The following is a 15553-nucleotide window of genomic DNA, read 5'->3' as shown; positions in this document are numbered from 1 at the left end:
CCTCACTTCCCCGGTGAGAGTGCGAACAAGAGCCGGATTCGAAGGACGGGCAGCGAAGGACTATCTGATTTTGGCGAAGGCCTGTTCCAGGTCTGCGATCAGGTCCTCCGCTTCCTCGATGCCGCAGGAAAGGCGCAGAAGGTTGACCGGAACAGCCAACTCGGTCCCCTTCACCGAAGCGTGGGTCATCTCCGAGGGGTAGTTCATGAGGGACTCGATGCCGCCCAGGGACTCTGCCAGAGTGAACACCGAGGTGGATTCGGCGACCGTACGGGCTGCCGCTTCGCCGCCCTTGAACTGTACGGACACCATGCCGCCGAACTTCTTCATCTGCTTGGCAGCGAGCTCATGACCTGGGTGATCCGGGAGGCCCGGGTAAAGGACGGCTTCAACCTCGGGACGCTGCAGCAACCATTCGGCCACAGCCTGGCCATTCTCACTGTGGCGGTCCATGCGAACACCCAGCGTCTTCAAGCCACGGGTAGTCAGGAAGGCATCCATCGGGCCGGACACCGCACCCACCGCAAACTGAACGAACCCGATCTTCTCGGCAAGATCCGCGTCCTTGACCACAACGGCGCCGCCAACAACGTCGGAGTGGCCCCCGATGTACTTGGTGGTGGAGTGCACCACAACATCGGCCCCCAGGGCGAGCGGGGTCTGCAAGTAGGGCGACGCGAAGGTGTTATCCACCACAAGGAGGGCACCGGCGTCGTGCGCTACTGCGGCGAGCGCCTCGATGTCCGTGATTTTCATCATCGGGTTGGACGGCGTCTCCACCCACACCAGGCGCGTCTTGTTGGCAGCAACAGCAGCAGCAACGGCATCGAGATCGGCCATGTCCACCGGGGTGTTGCCGATGCCCCAGTCCCCCAGCACGCGGTTGATCAGGCGATAGGTGCCACCGTAGGCATCATTGCCCAGCACAATGTGGTCCCCCGGCCGGGCAAGCGCCCGGATCAGTGAATCCTCCGCTGCCAGCCCCGAGCCGAAGGAAAACGCAGCCGTGCCACCTTCAAGGGCGGCGAGTTGCTCTTGGAGGGCGTCGCGGGTGGGGTTGCCTCCACGGCCGTATTCGTATCCTGAACGGAGATTGCCGATCCCGTCCTGGGCGTACGTGGTGCTGAAGTGCAGTGGCGGCACAACAGCGCCGGTCACCGGTTCGAAAGCCTGTCCAGCGTGGACGGCGCGCGTGTTGAACCCGGCGTTGTTGATGGCAGACATTGAAGCTCCTCTAGTTTCGTTCAGGGATTGCAGTGGAATCGGCGCGGGGCGCTCAGTTGCTCAAGTAGGCCAGGAGGTCGTGCCGGGTCAGGATTCCCACGGGGGCTCCCGCGAAGGTCACCATCAGGGTATCGACGTCGGACAGCAGCTCCCGGGCGGCGGAAAGGGTCTCCAGGGAGCCGATCACGGGCAGGCGCTCGCCCATGTGTTCGGAGACCTTGTCAGCCAGCTTGGCTTCGCCGCGGAACAGTTTTGTGGTGAGGCTGCGCTCATCAACTGCCCCGAGGACCTCGCCCATCACCACCGGGGGTTCCTGTGAAAGAACCGGTATGTGGGATACGCCGAACTCGTTCATGATGTTGATGACATCGCGGACCGTTTCGTTCGGGTGGATGTGGACCAGGTCCGGCATCTCTCCCGTCTTGGATTTGAGCACCTCGCCCACGGAAGCTTCCTCGCCGCCGGCCAGGAAGCCGTAGGAACGCATCCACTGATCGTTGAAGATCTTGGCAAGGTAGCCACGGCCCGAGTCCGGGAGGATCACCACAACCACGGCGGACTCGTCCAGGTCCTTGGCTGCGTGCAACGCCGCAACGACGGCCATGCCGGAGGAACCGCCCACCAGCAGGCCCTCCTCGCGGGCGAGGCGGCGGGTCATGGAGAAGGAGTCAGCGTCGGATACGGCAATCACGTCATCCGGCACCGCGGGATCGTAGTTGCCGGGCCACATGTCCTCGCCCACGCCCTCCACGAAGTACGGCCGGCCGGTTCCGCCTGAGTAGACCGAGCCTTCCGGGTCCGCCCCAATGACCTTGACCTGGCCGCCGTCGGAATCCGCGCGGTCCGCCGAGACCTGCTTAAGGTAGCGGCCCGTACCGGTGATGGTGCCGCCGGTTCCGGCGCCAATGACCACGTGAGTGACCCGGCCGTCCGTGTCCCGCCAGATTTCCGGGCCTGTGGTCTCGAAGTGGCTGCCAGGGGCGGCGGGATTGGAGAACTGGTCCGGTTTGAAGGCGCCTGGGATCTCCTTGACCAGACGGTCGGAGACGCCGTAGTAGCTCTGCGGGCTGTCAGGTGCTACCGCGGTGGGCGTCACCACCACTTCGGCCCCGTACGCCCTCAGCACGGCCCGCTTGTCCTCGCCCACCTTATCCGGCACCACAAAAACGCACTTGTAACCCTTTTGCTGGGCGACAAGCGCCAGTCCCACCCCGGTGTTGCCCGATGTCGGCTCAACGATGGTTCCGCCCGGCTTGAGCCGACCGTCCTTTTCCGCGTCTTCGATCATCTTCACGGCGATCCGGTCCTTGATGGATCCGCCGGGATTGATGTATTCGAGCTTCACCAGGACGGTGGCCCTGATTCCCTCGGTGACGTGGTTGAGCTTGATGAGCGGCGTATTGCCGATGAGGTCCAACACGGACTGGGCATACTTCATAGATACAAAGTTACCGTCTGGTTGCTTAGGGTCTGGACCCGGCGCCGTCAGCGATCATGCGCCGGCAGAGGTGTCGTTCTGCCATAGGCCCAAAACGTTGCCTTCGGTGTCCTTGAAGTAGGCATACCAGCCCATGGCGGGCATGGCCTCCTTGGCTTGGACCACACTGCCGCCGGCAGATTCCACCTGCTTGAGCGCGGCATCAATGTCCTCTACGTCCAGGGTGAGGACGGGTGTCTTCAAGGCGTCGGTCCGTGGGAACAGGGCGCCGTTGATGGAACCGGGCTCTTTTGGCGCGCCTGTCTGTTCATCGGAAGGTGCTGTGATGGCGATCGTATAGTCCATCCCCTGCATGGGACTCAGGTTCCAGCCGAAGGCACTCTGGTAGAAGGTGTTGGCCCGGTCTTGATTGTCCGTAGGAATCTCGAAATGCACAATGGCGGCCATGGTTCGCGCTCCTTGTTCCGTGGATTTGTGATGGTTCATGGTGCGGCGCGTCCTCGCCACATCACGGAGTCTAGACCTGGCCGGCTGCTGCCGTAAGGGGTTACTGCAGGGGGTTACCGTCAGCAGATTGTCGGTCGATCGTGGGACCATAAATACATGACCATCGCAGACGCCCCGCCTATTGTCGCGGCCTCGGCAGATGCGGCTGTCCGGTGGTACCCGGGCAGTTCCTTCCGTTTGGACCAGACCATGTTTCCGCTCATGCGCGGCAAGGCGGATCCGTCCTTCACAACGCATTCCAGCGGATTTTGGATGGCGTTCACCGCACCCTCCGGCCCAGTGACGCTGCGCCTCTCGGGAGGTGGGCTGGGGACCGAATCCTTCGTGGACGCACAGGCCTGGGGGCCCGGGGCGGAGGACGCCGTGGCCGCTGTGCCCAGGTTGCTGGGCGCCGACGACGATTGGTCGGCCTTCGACGAACCCACCTTCCATGCAACCCTCCCGCGCTTGGTCACAGAATCCCGACGCCGGAACCCGGCTTTGCGGCTGCCCTCCACCGGGCGGATGGTGGACGCACTGGTGCCGGCCGTCCTGGAACAAAAGGTCACGTCTTTGGAGGCACGGCGCGGGTACCGGTATTTGATGTACCGCTACGGAACGCCTGCCCCGGGTAAGGCTCCTGCCGGGCTTCTGGTCCCTCCTACCGCCAGGCAGTGGCTGGCCATCCCTTCGTGGGAGTGGCACAAAGCCGGTGTTGGACCACAGCGCTCGGCAACTGTCATGCGGGCGCTGCAGTCCGCCGTCGCGCTTGAACGTCTTGCCGGGCTGGACGCGGCGAAAGCCGGCGCCAAGCTGCAGACCATACCGGGCATCGGCATTTGGACCGCAGCAGAAGTAGTTCAACGAACCCACGGCTGCCCGGACTCGATTTCCGTAGGCGACTACCACCTGGCTGCTTACGTCGGGTACGCCCTGACAGGACAAAAAACAGACGACGCAGGCATGATCGAGCTCCTGGAGCCGTGGCGCGGACACAGGCAGCGGCTGGTCCGGATGCTGTACCTCAGCGGCTTCCGCAAGCCCACGTTCGGGCCCCGGATGACCGTTCAGGATCACCGCGGACACTGAGCTTTCATTGCGGACCGAAGGTGTCCGCAGGGGCATGGACGGCCTCTCCGGGCGGGTATACCGTGGCGCTTTGGAGCCATCACCAGCCGTCCCTGGAGTGACCGTGATCCACACCAACAAGCTCACCAAGACCTTCACCGTGAAGAAGGAAACCGTCGAGGCCGTGAAGGGCGTGGACATTGACGTCGCCCCCGGCGAACTGGTTGCTTTCCTGGGCCCCAACGGCGCCGGCAAATCCACAACCCTGCGGATGCTCACCACGCTGTTGAGACCCACGTCCGGCTCCGCCACCGTAGCTGGGGTTGATGTGGACAAGGATCCTGCGGGCGTCCGTGCCCGGATCGGGTACATCGGACAAGGCAACGGGGGCGGGCACAGCTACCGGGTGATCGACGAATTGATCATGCAAGGCCGCTTCTACGGAATGAACACCACAGACGCCAAAGCCCGCGCCGAATCTCTCATGGCTTCCCTGGACCTCAGCGAACTCGCCAAGCGCACGGTCATCAAACTTTCCGGCGGGCAACGGCGACGCATGGACGTTGCCCTCGGGCTGATGCACTCGCCCGGCTTGCTGTTCCTCGATGAGCCGTCCACAGGCATGGATCCCCAGAACCGCGCCAACCTCTGGGAGCACATCATGCGGATGCGCGAGGAACACGGGACCACCATCGTACTGACTACCCACTACATGGATGAGGCCGATTCGATGTCCGAGCGCGTCATTGTGATCGACCACGGAACCATCATCGCCGACGACACCGCTTCACGGCTCAAAGCGAATCTTGCCGGGGACCTCCTGGCAGTGGAGGTCGCCGCCGGTGCCGCGTCCGAGGTGCGGGGGCTGCTGGGCCGCGCTGCCGCCGAAGGCGACATGGAGGAAAACGCGTACGACGGCGTAGTCCGCTTCCGGCTTCGGCTGGCCCACGGTGCCCGGCTTGCGCCGGGGTTGCTGAAGGAAATGCACGACGCCGGCGCTCCCGCCCAGTCCCTGGAGTTGAAACCGCCAACGCTGGACGACGTTTTTCTGGAACTGACCGGCCGCAGCCTGCGGGAAGGAGCTGAAGTCTGATGATTGAACAAGCCGTTGCCCCGGGTGTGACTCTCCAGAAGCGGGGGCCGCGCAGCGTTGTGACGGACACGTGGTTTGTGTTCTGGCGTGAGATGTTGCTGCCGCTGCGGGATCCGTTCTCGCTGATTTTCTCCCTCATCCAACCCCTGGTGTTCCTCGGGTTGTTCGGGCCACTGCTGGGTGCGGCCGTGGGGGCTCCAGCCTTCGGTGGCCAGTCCACGCTTCAATGGTTCCTTCCCGGGGTGGTGGTGATGATTGCCTTGTTCGGCACCTCCATGACCGGTTCCAACCTGCAGTACGAACTCATGACCGGTTCCTATGAGCGGATTCTTGCCACGCCGCTCTCGCGGTCCTCCCTGATGATTGGCCGGGCGTTGAAGGAGTGGGCTCCCTTGGTACTGCAGGGCTTGCTGATCGCCGTGGTCTGCATCCCCTTCGGCTTCGTTTTCTACCCCATGCACGTGGTGTTGGGTTTGGTCATTCTGGGCATCTTCGGCATCGGGCTGGGCGCTTTGTCCTATTCGCTGGCCTTGGTTTCGCAGAACAAGGAATGGATCTTCTGGGGCGTGCAGCAAACCCTGCTGTTCCCGCTGATGATCCTCTCCGGAATCATGCTGCCCATTGAGGCCGGTCCGGGGTGGATGAAGGTGGCCAGCCTGTTCAATCCACTGACCTACCTGGTCAATGCTGAACGTGAGTTGTTTGCCGGACGTATCGGTACGGACACCATGTGGGGGCTCGTGGCCGCTCTGGTGACGGCCGCCGTCGGGCTTGCGGTGGGAATCCGGACCATCAAGCGCAATACCAACTAACTACCTGCCTTGCGCTTGGAGATGTAGCCGGGAAATCGCGTCCTGCCGCATGTCCACCTTCCGCACCTTGCCGGAGACCGTCATGGGGAAGGATTCGCGGACGTCGATGTAGCGCGGGATCTTGTAGTGGGCCAGTTTGCCGCGACAGTACTCGGCAATGTCCTGGACCGTCAGCGCGGCAACACCGGGTTTGAGGATGATGCAGGCCATGAGCTCTTCTCCGTATTTCCGGTCCGGGACGCCGATGACCTGAACATCCTGGATGGACGGGTGGAGGTACAGGAATTCTTCGATCTCGCGGGGGTAGATATTCTCGCCGCCACGGATCACCATGTCCTTGATGCGGCCCTCGATCACCAGGTAGCCATCCTCGTCCATGCGGGCCAGGTCACCGGTGTGCATCCAGCCATCAGCGTCGATTGCCTCCGCGGTTTTGTCCGGCTGGCCCCAGTAACCCTTCATCACCGAGTAACCCCGCGTGCAGAGCTCGCCGATCACGCCACGCTCCACCACTTCCCCGGAACCCGGGTCAATGATGCGGCTCTCCAGGTGCGGCATTGTCCGGCCTACCGTGCTGGTCCGCTGCTCCAGCGTGTCCCCCGGGCGGGTCATGGTGGACACGGGCGAGGTCTCGGTCATGCCGTAGCAAATGGCAACATCCACCATGTGCATCTCATCGATCACCCGGCGCATCACTTCGATGGGACACAAGGAACCTGCCATCACTCCTGTCCGCAACGTGGAGAGATCGTAGGAGGTGAAGTCCTCCAGCGCGAGCTCGGCGATGAACATGGTGGGCACTCCGTACAAGGAAGTCCCGCCGAAGTCCTGCACGGCTTCCAACGCCGCCGATGCATTGAACCCGCGTCCTGGAATGATGGTGGCCGCGCCCAAGCTCAGGGCATTCAGGTTTCCGATCACCATGCCGAAGCAGTGATAAAACGGCACGGGAATCACCACCCGGTCATGCTCGGTGTAGTTCAGGAGCCGGCCGATCGAGTGCCCGTTGTTGAGGATGTTGTGGTGCGTCAACGTGGCGCCCTTGGGGAATCCCGTGGTGCCTGAGGTGTACTGCAGGTTGATGGGATCGTGAGGGTCCAGTTCCGCCATGCGTTCACGCAGTGCTGAAGGCCCGACGCCGTCTGCCCGGGTCAGAAGTTGGCTGTACGTGAGTTCGAGGTTGGCTACGGGGACGCCCACAGTGAGTCCCAGTTCCGGCGCTCCCGGAAGGAAAACGATCTCCCGAAGCTCGGGACAGTTGCCGGCCGCATCCCTGGCCATGCCCACATAGTCGCTGTTCTTGTCGCTTGGTGCGGCCACCAGCATTCTCATGCCGTTCTGTTTCACCACGAACTCCAGCTCGTGGCTGCGATACGCCGGGTTCACATTGACCAGCACGGCGCCAATCTTTGCTGTGGCGTATTGAAGGATGGTCCACTCTGCGCAGTTCGGACTCCAAATGCCGATCCTCTCACCTTTGCCCACGTCCATGGCGAGCAGTGCGCGGGCGAGGTGATCGACGTCGTCGTTCAACTTTTGGTAGCTCCACCGGCGAGCATCGCCGCCTGGTGTTGCAGCGGCCTCGATCAGCGCATCCCGCAAGGGGAACTGCGCCGCGACGCGCTCAAAATTGGCACCAATGGTCTCTTCGAGCAGCGGGACGGCAGTGTCTCCGGCGGTATAGGACAACATGACGGAACGCTACCAAGGGACTGCCCGCAACAGAACCGTAACCACCTCCAGCGGCGGCGTGTCCTGCCGGTAGGGTTGGAACCATGAGTGCACCCATTGACCTGCAGGCCACGTTCATCCCCAACGAAGGCGAGTTCTTCCGCGTGAAGCTCGCTTTGGAAATCGCGATCGACGAGGTCGTCAACGAGCCCGGCTGCATCCGTTACGAACTGACCGAAGCGACCGAGGAAAAGCTCGTCCTGACCGAGCGTTGGGAATCCGAAGAGCTTCTGGAAAAGCACTCCAAGGGCATCGCCGTCCAGGACCTCAACGAATCCCTCAGCGCTCTGCTTGCCGAGCCGGTCAAGCTCGAACGGCTGTAATCGCCGCAAGACTGTGAGAACGCCTTAAATCATCGAGGTCGCCGGAATTTTCCGGCGACCTCGATGCTTTCCGGCGGCATCGATGTTTCGAAGCCGCCGATGAGTCTTAGTTTTCCTGAGCCTCGGCACGTGCCTTGGCGACGTGCGCGTGGACCTCTTCCATGTCCAGCCCCTTCACGGCCTCGATGACCTGCTCAAGCTGCGGGCCGTTCAGGGCACCCGGCTGCGAGAAGACCAGAACCTTTTCGCGGAAAGCCATGAGCGTGGGGATGGACGTGATCCCGGCCTCGGCGGCGAGCTGCTGCTCAGCCTCGGTGTCTACCTTCGCGAACACCACGTCAGTGTGCTTCTCAGAAGCAGCCCCGTACGTGGGGGCAAACTGACGGCACGGGGCACACCAAGATGCCCAGAAATCCACCAGGACAATGTCATTGTCCTCAATGGTCGATGCGAACTGTTCTCCAGTGATGTCAACTGTAGCCATGCTTCCACGGTACGCGACCCCGCCCGCGAAGTCCCGCGGAGGGCCTCCCTGTTCGCTGTCTGCGTCACCGGGAATAAACGCCGAGCGGGAAGTTTTAGAGCACGTCTTGTCCCGGATTGAACAAGTGTTTAGTCTTTGAAACATGCGTTCAAACGCACAGGATTTGACCACCCGGGCCCGGATCCGCGACGCCGCCATTGGGATCTTCGGCCGCGATGGTTTCGCCCGCGCAACTATCAGGTCAGTTGCCTCTGCCGCAGGGGTCAGTCCAGGCCTGGTCATCCACCACTTCGGCAGCAAAACCGGGCTTCGTGAAGCCTGTGATCAGCATGTCCTCGCGCAAACAGCCACCCAGGGCCGCGAAAAAACCGATCCAGTCTCCACGCGGCAGCTGATCCAGGACTACATGAACCACCCCGACCAATACTCCGACGAAATCACCTACATCCGACGCACCCTCAGCGACGAATCCGAGGCCGGCGACGCCTTCTTCGACGCCGTCGTGAAGCAAACGCAGGACATCATCCACGCCGGGATAGCGGCGGGAACCATCAGGGCGTTCGACGACGTCCGGTCCACCGCCGTCGTGATCGCCTCCAACAGCTTCTCAATCCTCATGCTGGGCCGGCACCTCTCACGGACGCTGGGACTGGTGGACCCTGAACCGCACGGCATCGGCCCCGACCTTCTCCGGCAACTGACCCTGCCCGCCCTGGAGATTTACACGCACGGCTTCTACACCGATGCGCGTTTCCTGGATGCGGCCCGCGACGCCCTTGAACAAGAAACCAGCAACCACGGAAAGGAGCATGCCCCGTGACCCAGGCAATCGTCGTCGAGGGTTTACGCAAAAAGTTCGGTCACCGCGAAGTCCTGCACGGACTCGATTTCGCGGTTGACCGCGGGACAGTCTTCGGCGTCATTGGCCCGAACGGCGCAGGCAAGACCACTACCATGCGCTGCCTGCTGGATATTATTCGGCCCAGCGCGGGGTCCATTTCCGTTTTGGGAGAAGATCCGCGTTCTGCCGGCACTGCCCTCCGCCGCCGGATCGGCTACCTCCCCGGCGAGCTTCACTTGGAAAACAGGACCACGGGGCGCCGCATGCTGGAGCACTTCGCGGCGATCAGCGGCCCGGTGGACCCCAAGCATGTCAACGAACTCGCCGAGCGGCTGAACCTTGATCTGGATCGACAGACCCGGAAACTCTCCAAAGGCAACAAGCAAAAGCTGGGGCTGCTTCAGGCCTTCATGCATAAGCCCGAACTCCTGGTGCTGGACGAACCCACCAGCGGCCTGGATCCCCTGGTCCAACAGGTGTTCCATGCGATGGTCCGCGAGGCAGTGGATGGCGGCGCAACTGTGTTCCTCAGTTCGCACGTTCTCAGCGAAGTGCAGCAGGCCGCCGACGCCGTCGCCATCCTCCGCGACGGCGGCATCGTGACCGTTTCCACCGTGGAAGCGCTCCGGACTGCAGCAGTCCGGCAGGTACGGTTCACCAGCACCGAAACGGAAGCGCACGACGTCGGCGCGCTGCTGGCCCGGGTGCCAGGCGTCGCCAATATGGTGGTGCGGGAGCTCAAGGCCGACGGTCACACATCCGGAACAGTTGAGGCCACGGCGATGCTGTCCGGCCACGTTCAGCCCTTGGTTCAGGCGCTGGCCAGGTTGAACTTGACGGACCTGGTCCTCGAAGAACCGGACCTGGAGGAAGCTGTGCTCACTCTATACACAGCCCAAACTCCTCAGCCGGGCCAGTCTTCTCAGCCGGGCCAGTCTCCGGGGCTTGGCCAACCTCCGGGGCTTGGAAATGGTCAAACACAGGGCCGGCACGTGGAAGGAGCACACCGTGCCTAGAATCCTCCCCTTGTTCACCAAGGCCCTGACTGACTCATGGCGTTCAACGCTTGCTTGGGCAGTTGGTTTGTCGGCGGCATGCATGCTGTACCTGCCGCTCTATCCCTCGATTGGAGGCAGTGCGCAGATGCAGGACCTGATCAATGCGCTTCCTCCTGAGATGACCAAAGCCCTGAACTACGATCAAATCGCTTCGGGACCCGGCTACACCCAGGCCACCATGTTCGGGTTGATCGGATTCCTGCTGATGTCCATGGCCTCCATCGGCTGGGGTGCCGCGGCCGTAGGGGGCGACGAGGAATCCGGCTTGCTGGAACTGACGCTTGCCCACAGTGTTACCCGGGTGCAGATAGTCCTTGAACGCGCCTTGGCAATCGTGGTTCGCATTGCGTTGCTTTCGGTCCTTGTTTTTCTGTTGGTGCTGGGACTGAACGGGCCCTCGCAACTGGGCATCGACGTCGGACATCTCGCAGGTGCGGTACTGCTGTTCGCAGCCCTGGCACTTCTCAGCGGGACCGCCGCGCTCTTCGCCGGGGCACTGAGCGGCCGGAAAGTCTACGGGATCGCCGCCGGTGCCGCCGTAGCTGTTCTTGGTTATGTGTTCAACGCCGTGGGACGGCAAAGTCCCGACGTCCAGTGGTTGCTGAACCTTTCGCCGTACCACTGGGCGTACGGTAACTCCCCTGTAGCCAACGGCGCAGACTGGGGAGCTGCCACGGGCTTGTACGGCATTTCGGCGGGGCTAATTGTGCTGGGCGCAGTCGCGCTGCAGCGACGCGATGTGGGGGTTTAGCTCCAGACGTGCGGCGCTGGCCGCCGCGATCCGGGAAGGGCATTGTTTTCCCGCCATTCGTGGATCCATTCGGGCAACTCAAGGTCAGCCGGTGGCGCCCCGAACTCAGCGATGATTTCTTCCTGCGTAACTGGCTTACCCTTACAGACCAAGCGGGTGGCGATGTGCGCCCGCGCATAGATTTCACCGTCTACTACCATGCGCTGTTCAAAATAGATGGCCTTCGTGTCCAGGCCAATGATGCGGGTTTCAATGGTGTATTGCTGCCAGAGTTGAAGAGACTTGCGAAAGGCGATGGTTTCACCGGCTGCCACCGGGCTCCAACCCCGCTTGCGCATTCTCGTCCAGATGCCGCTGCGGACCATGAGGTCGAAACGGCCGAGGTCCATCAACGAGAAATACATGCCGTTGTTGACGTGCATCGCGATGTCGATGTCAGTGGGCAGAACCCGCAGGGGCAGCGACGATTCTTCCCAAACACCGAGCGGCGAGCGCTTGGAGGAGGTGAACAGCAACATGAGGGTGCGAAGAAGCAAATGCATAACTCAATGTTACCCACCGGTAACTTGTTGGGGAATGCATGGACCGCATAGTGGACCCTTTTCATGGGCGCAGCAGGTTTATGTCTAACGTTTACCGCCGGTTCATCAAAGACGTGAATAATGTCTGAAACTCATATTGATGGAAGATACAAGGGGGACCCCTATGAGCACGCTGCAAACCGTCAGGCCGCAAGGCGACGTTTGGCCCGAACTTTCCCGCCACCAGCACGTGGTCCTCCAGGATGCCCGCGGCAACCGGATCGAGGGAACCATCGATGGCATGACCGACGATCGCAGTACCCTGTGGATCCAGCTCAAGGGTGGCTTGGGGCGCCAACTGGTGCACCACTTGGACGGCTACTGGCTGGAGACGCCGGCCGCCTGATCCCGCCCCGTCAAGACAGGGCGCTCGCTGTGGCTAGTATTCCCGTATGACTCAAGCGCGATACAGGGACCTGGTTGAATGGCCCCTCATGGCCACCGCATTGATTTTTCTCACGGCTTACGCGTGGCAGGTCATCGGTCGCGTCAGCGGGGCCGAGGCAATCCCCTTCGAAGTGGTTCTGTGGATCACGTGGGGAATTTTCGCGGTGGATTACTTCGCTAATCTTTGGCTTGCCGAGGACCGCATGCGGTGGTTCCTCTGGAATCTCCACGAACTTCTGATCGTGATACTCCCCTTCTTCCGCCCCCTCCGCCTTCTGAGGCTGGTCACGCTGCTCTCCGTCCTGCAGCGCACCGTGGGCGAAACACTGCGCGGGCGTGTGGCCACCTATGTTGCCGGCGCAGCCGCGATGCTGATCCTCATCGGAGCCCTGGCCGTGCTGGACGTTGAGCAGAACGCGCCCGACGCCAAAATTCTCACCTTCGGAGACGCCGCTTGGTGGGCCATCACCACTATCACCACCGTGGGCTACGGAGACCTCTACCCAGTAACTCCCATCGGCAGGATGGTGGCTGCCGCCCTGATGATGAGCGGGATCGCGGTCCTGGGTATGGTCACGGCGTCCATTGCCTCCTGGCTCCTGCAACGAATCGAGGAGAATGCCGAGGAGGTGGCCGCAGCAGCGGAAGTCAAGGCCGCAGCTGCCGAGGAACCGGTCCGCGCCGAGATGGCGGACCTCGTGACGGAGATCGCCGCGCTGCGGATGGAGATCGCCGAGCTCCGGCAAGCCACCGAAGTCAGGCAGGCCACGGAACTCAGGCCGGCTGCAGAACGCGGGCCGGAGCGCGAGGCTTAGTCCCGGCGTCAGGCCCTATCCGGCGTCGGGCCCTATCCCCCGTACCGTCACCACCTACTTTGCGACCCGGGTATTGCGACACGCCCCGCATTCCTGCGTGTTGCAGGGTTAGTGCAATCAAAGTGGGTGGTAGCCGCACACCCTCCTAGGGCGCCTCCCTGGGCGAAGCGGTATCAAGAAGCCAAAACTACTCGTGGGCACACAAAAAATCCCCGGAACCAGTGGTTCCGGGGATTTTCCTTGGGTGGCAGATGAGGGATTCGAACCCCCGTAGGCGTTGCCAGCTGATTTACAGTCAGCCCCCTTTGGCCGCTCGGGTAATCTGCCGAACTTCAAAAGAAGATCACTTCCGGAGACCGTTTCATTTAGATCCGGTAACCGAAGGCAGAGACAACCTTACAGAACTTTCGGCGAAGAATCTAATCGGCGTCTGACGCCCGGGATTTCGCGGGATTTCATGCTTCGCCGAGGATCCTTCCGGCCAGTTTGGCCTCGAACTTTTCGGCCTGCTCGGCAGTGATCTGGTTGAGCTGCACAGCGCGCAGCAAGTCCGCATGCACTCCGTCCATACGGGAGGCAGCATCGGGAACCGGACTCAGAACAATCGACGCCGCCACAGCTGCTGCGGCTACAGCACTTGCTGCGGCGACTGCGGCCGTGCCAATGGACCCTGCTGCTGCAGAAGCGGACTTGCTGATGGATTGGACGGCCTTGCTGCTCATGCTGATCCTCCGTGGATGCGTTCTTCCAACTGGTTCAACTCTCAACCGCCCGCCTCTGTTCCAACCCTGCATGCGCTGTGAGCGAACTGTGAATGAACTGCCCGGCCCCAACCGACGCCTTCCGTACTAGGCTGGATGCCAGACCAACCCGCCCTCACAGGCCCCCCAACCTAAGGAGAGTCATGGCAGGCGAATCCACATTCGACGTCGTAAGCAAAGTAGACAAGCAAGAGGTTGCCAACGCGCTGAACCAGTCCCAGAAGGAAATTGCGCAGCGATACGACTTCAAGGGCGTCGGCGCTGAGATCGACTTCAGCGGCGAGAAGATCCTCATGAAGGCCAACTCCGAGGACCGCGTCCTGGCTGTCCTGGATGTCTTCCAGTCCAAGCTCATCAAGCGCGGCATCTCCCTGAAGTCCCTCGACCAGGGCGAACCTTTCCCTTCCGGCAAGGAGTTCCGCCTGGAGTGCACCATCAAGGAAGGCATCGCCCAGGACATCGCCAAAAAGATCAACAAGATCATCCGCGATGAGGCCCCCAAGTCCGTCAAGTCCCAGATCCAGGGCGACGAACTCCGCGTCACCTCCAAGTCGCGTGATGACCTGCAGGAGACCATGAACATCCTCAAGAAGTTCGAAGAGGCTGACCTGCAGTTTGTAAACTTCCGCAGCTAGTCCCCTCTTAAAACGTCGCTGGCCCGCTTTTCCGTGGTTGTTCAACCACGGAAAAGCGGGCCAGCGACGTTTATGCCAATTACAAAAGCGGTCGCCCGGCCATCCGTTCCAGTCGGTTGATCCGTTCCTTCATGGGCGGATGCGTAGAGAACATACGCCGCATGCCACCACCGCGGAACGGGTTGGCGATCATCAGGTGTGAGGCGTTGACCAGCCGCTGGTCCTGCGGGAGCGGCAACTGGGTGACGCCGGATTCGATCTTGCGCAGAGCTGAGGCGAGCGCCAACGGATCGCCGGTGAGCTCCGCGCCGTCCTCATCGGCGTCGAATTCGCGGGTGCGGGATATCGCCATCTGGATCAGCGACGCTGCGAATGGCGCGAGCAGGGCCATGGCGATGGTGGCCAGCGGGTTGGCGTTGCGCCGGTCGCCGCTGCCGAAGATCAGCAGCATCTGGCCCACGGAAGTGATGACGCCGGCCACGGCCGCAGCTACCGACGAAGTGAGGATGTCGCGGTTGTACACGTGCATCAGCTCATGACCCAGGACGCCCCTGAGTTCACGGGCATCCAGCAGATGGAGGATCCCCTCGGTGCAGCACACGGCAGCGTTCTTGGGATTGCGGCCGGTGGCGAAGGCGTTGGGCGTCATGGTGGGTGAAAGGTAGATGCGGGGCATGGGTTTGTTGGCACGCGCGGACAACTCCCGAACAATCTGGTAGAGCTGCGGTGCCTGCGCCTCGGTGACCGGGTAGGCGGCCATGGAGCGTATGGCGATCTTGTCGCTGTTCCAGTAGCCATAAGCAGTGGTTCCCACACCGATCAACGCCATGATCCAGATGGGCGTGGTACTGCGCGTCCCGGCCGCGATGATGGCGCCCAAACCCAACAACACCGCCCACAGCACACCAAAGAGCGCCGCGGTCTTGAGTCCATTGTTGTGTTTATGCACGGTAGATCTGGTCACTTTCCTCGGCTGTGGCAGGGGTTCTGTACGGATTAACGCCGACGGCGGCCGTCGTGTTCCGTTGTCAGCCTACGTTGCGGGGCCCGCTACGCAGGGTAAAC

General features: G+C 62.0%; 18 protein-coding genes and 1 tRNA gene. 10 read left to right on the top strand and 9 right to left on the bottom strand.

Translation table 11 applies throughout. The features are described 5' to 3' along the window. Nucleotides 1-60: 60 nt before the first annotated feature. The 3 genes from MOD31_RS05865 to MOD31_RS05855 are packed head-to-tail and all read right to left on the bottom strand — an operon-like array spanning nt 61 to nt 3109. Entirely contained in the window at nt 61-1224 is a 1164-nt protein-coding gene (locus MOD31_RS05865; RefSeq protein ID WP_250820101.1) for a cystathionine gamma-synthase, read from the bottom strand. 52 nt (nt 1225-1276) lie between these two features. Next, a complete protein-coding gene (locus MOD31_RS05860) occupies nt 1277-2662 on the bottom strand; it encodes a cystathionine beta-synthase (protein ID WP_142938296.1) in 1386 nt (461 codons plus the stop codon). Between the two features lie 54 nt (nt 2663-2716). Beyond that, a complete protein-coding gene (locus MOD31_RS05855) occupies nt 2717-3109 on the bottom strand; it encodes a VOC family protein (protein ID WP_250820100.1) in 393 nt (130 codons plus the stop codon). A gap of 156 nt (nt 3110-3265) precedes the next feature. On the opposite strand from MOD31_RS05855, the gene MOD31_RS05850 reads away from it, so the two are divergent. From MOD31_RS05850 to MOD31_RS05840, 3 genes are all read left to right on the top strand, one after another. Beyond that, on the top strand, nt 3266-4237 hold the full coding sequence (locus MOD31_RS05850) for a DNA-3-methyladenine glycosylase (RefSeq protein WP_250820099.1): 972 nt from the start codon (nt 3266-3268) through the stop codon (nt 4235-4237). A 103-nt stretch (nt 4238-4340) separates the two neighbouring features. Next, complete coding sequence (locus MOD31_RS05845; RefSeq protein ID WP_187697115.1) at nt 4341-5309, top strand: ATP-binding cassette domain-containing protein; 969 nt, start codon at nt 4341-4343, stop codon at nt 5307-5309. After that, nucleotides 5309-6121: an ABC transporter permease gene (locus MOD31_RS05840; protein WP_250820098.1), complete on the top strand. Its 813-nt coding sequence runs from the start codon at nt 5309-5311 to the stop codon at nt 6119-6121. Before MOD31_RS05845 ends, MOD31_RS05840 begins: the two co-directional genes overlap by 1 nt. Here the strand turns inward: MOD31_RS05840 and MOD31_RS05835 are convergent, their stop codons facing one another. Further along, nucleotides 6122-7813, bottom strand: coding sequence for an AMP-binding protein (locus MOD31_RS05835; protein WP_223940684.1), 1692 nt, complete (start codon nt 7811-7813; stop codon nt 6122-6124). An 83-nt stretch (nt 7814-7896) separates the two neighbouring features. On the opposite strand from MOD31_RS05835, the gene MOD31_RS05830 reads away from it, so the two are divergent. Continuing rightward, on the top strand, nt 7897-8175 hold the full coding sequence (locus MOD31_RS05830) for a putative quinol monooxygenase (protein WP_011775682.1): 279 nt from the start codon (nt 7897-7899) through the stop codon (nt 8173-8175). A gap of 106 nt (nt 8176-8281) precedes the next feature. Here MOD31_RS05830 and MOD31_RS05825 read toward each other — a convergent pair whose 3' ends face one another. Beyond that, complete coding sequence (locus MOD31_RS05825; protein WP_142938291.1) at nt 8282-8659, bottom strand: co-chaperone YbbN; 378 nt, start codon at nt 8657-8659, stop codon at nt 8282-8284. Nucleotides 8660-8801: 142 nt separating this feature from the next. Between MOD31_RS05825 and MOD31_RS05820 the strand changes: the two genes are divergently transcribed. The 3 genes from MOD31_RS05820 to MOD31_RS05810 are packed head-to-tail and all read left to right on the top strand — an operon-like array spanning nt 8802 to nt 11309. Next, entirely contained in the window at nt 8802-9479 is a 678-nt protein-coding gene (locus MOD31_RS05820) for a TetR family transcriptional regulator (RefSeq protein WP_250820097.1), read from the top strand. After that, on the top strand, nt 9476-10516 hold the full coding sequence (locus tag MOD31_RS05815; RefSeq protein WP_223940686.1) for an ABC transporter ATP-binding protein: 1041 nt from the start codon (nt 9476-9478) through the stop codon (nt 10514-10516). Before MOD31_RS05820 ends, MOD31_RS05815 begins: the two co-directional genes overlap by 4 nt. Further along, nucleotides 10509-11309, top strand: a complete 801-nt coding sequence (locus MOD31_RS05810; RefSeq protein ID WP_250820096.1) for an ABC transporter permease subunit — start codon at nt 10509-10511, stop codon at nt 11307-11309. Before MOD31_RS05815 ends, MOD31_RS05810 begins: the two co-directional genes overlap by 8 nt. On the opposite strand, the gene MOD31_RS05805 is transcribed toward MOD31_RS05810, so the two are convergent. Continuing rightward, entirely contained in the window at nt 11306-11851 is a 546-nt protein-coding gene (locus tag MOD31_RS05805) for a thioesterase family protein (RefSeq protein WP_142938287.1), read from the bottom strand. The two genes, MOD31_RS05810 and MOD31_RS05805, sit on opposite strands and share 4 nt — an antisense overlap. A 163-nt stretch (nt 11852-12014) precedes the next feature. On the opposite strand from MOD31_RS05805, the gene MOD31_RS05800 reads away from it, so the two are divergent. After that, complete coding sequence (locus tag MOD31_RS05800; RefSeq protein ID WP_142938286.1) at nt 12015-12236, top strand: hypothetical protein; 222 nt, start codon at nt 12015-12017, stop codon at nt 12234-12236. A 46-nt stretch (nt 12237-12282) separates the two neighbouring features. After that, nucleotides 12283-13092 (top strand): potassium channel family protein, encoded by an 810-nt coding sequence (locus MOD31_RS05795; RefSeq protein ID WP_142938285.1) that lies wholly within the window; start codon nt 12283-12285, stop codon nt 13090-13092. 245 nt (nt 13093-13337) lie between these two features. Here the strand turns inward: MOD31_RS05795 and MOD31_RS05790 are convergent. Further along, nucleotides 13338-13419: transfer RNA gene (locus tag MOD31_RS05790), tRNA-Tyr, on the bottom strand. Nucleotides 13420-13547: 128 nt separating this feature from the next. After that, a complete protein-coding gene (locus MOD31_RS05785; protein WP_017200186.1) occupies nt 13548-13814 on the bottom strand; it encodes a hypothetical protein in 267 nt (88 codons plus the stop codon). A gap of 182 nt (nt 13815-13996) precedes the next feature. Between MOD31_RS05785 and MOD31_RS05780 the strand changes: the two genes are divergently transcribed. Beyond that, entirely contained in the window at nt 13997-14488 is a 492-nt protein-coding gene (locus tag MOD31_RS05780; RefSeq protein WP_017200185.1) for a YajQ family cyclic di-GMP-binding protein, read from the top strand. Nucleotides 14489-14567: 79 nt separating this feature from the next. On the opposite strand, the gene htpX is transcribed toward MOD31_RS05780, so the two are convergent. Further along, on the bottom strand, nt 14568-15437 hold the full coding sequence (gene htpX / locus MOD31_RS05775; RefSeq protein WP_142938350.1) for a zinc metalloprotease HtpX: 870 nt from the start codon (nt 15435-15437) through the stop codon (nt 14568-14570). Nucleotides 15438-15553 lie beyond the last annotated feature (116 nt).

The organism is Paenarthrobacter sp. TYUT067 (genome assembly GCF_023656375.1).
Lineage (GTDB): Bacteria > Actinomycetota > Actinomycetes > Actinomycetales > Micrococcaceae > Arthrobacter.
The sequence above is the reverse complement of the archived record's forward strand: the minus strand, read 5'-3'. Positions and strand labels throughout refer to the sequence as shown.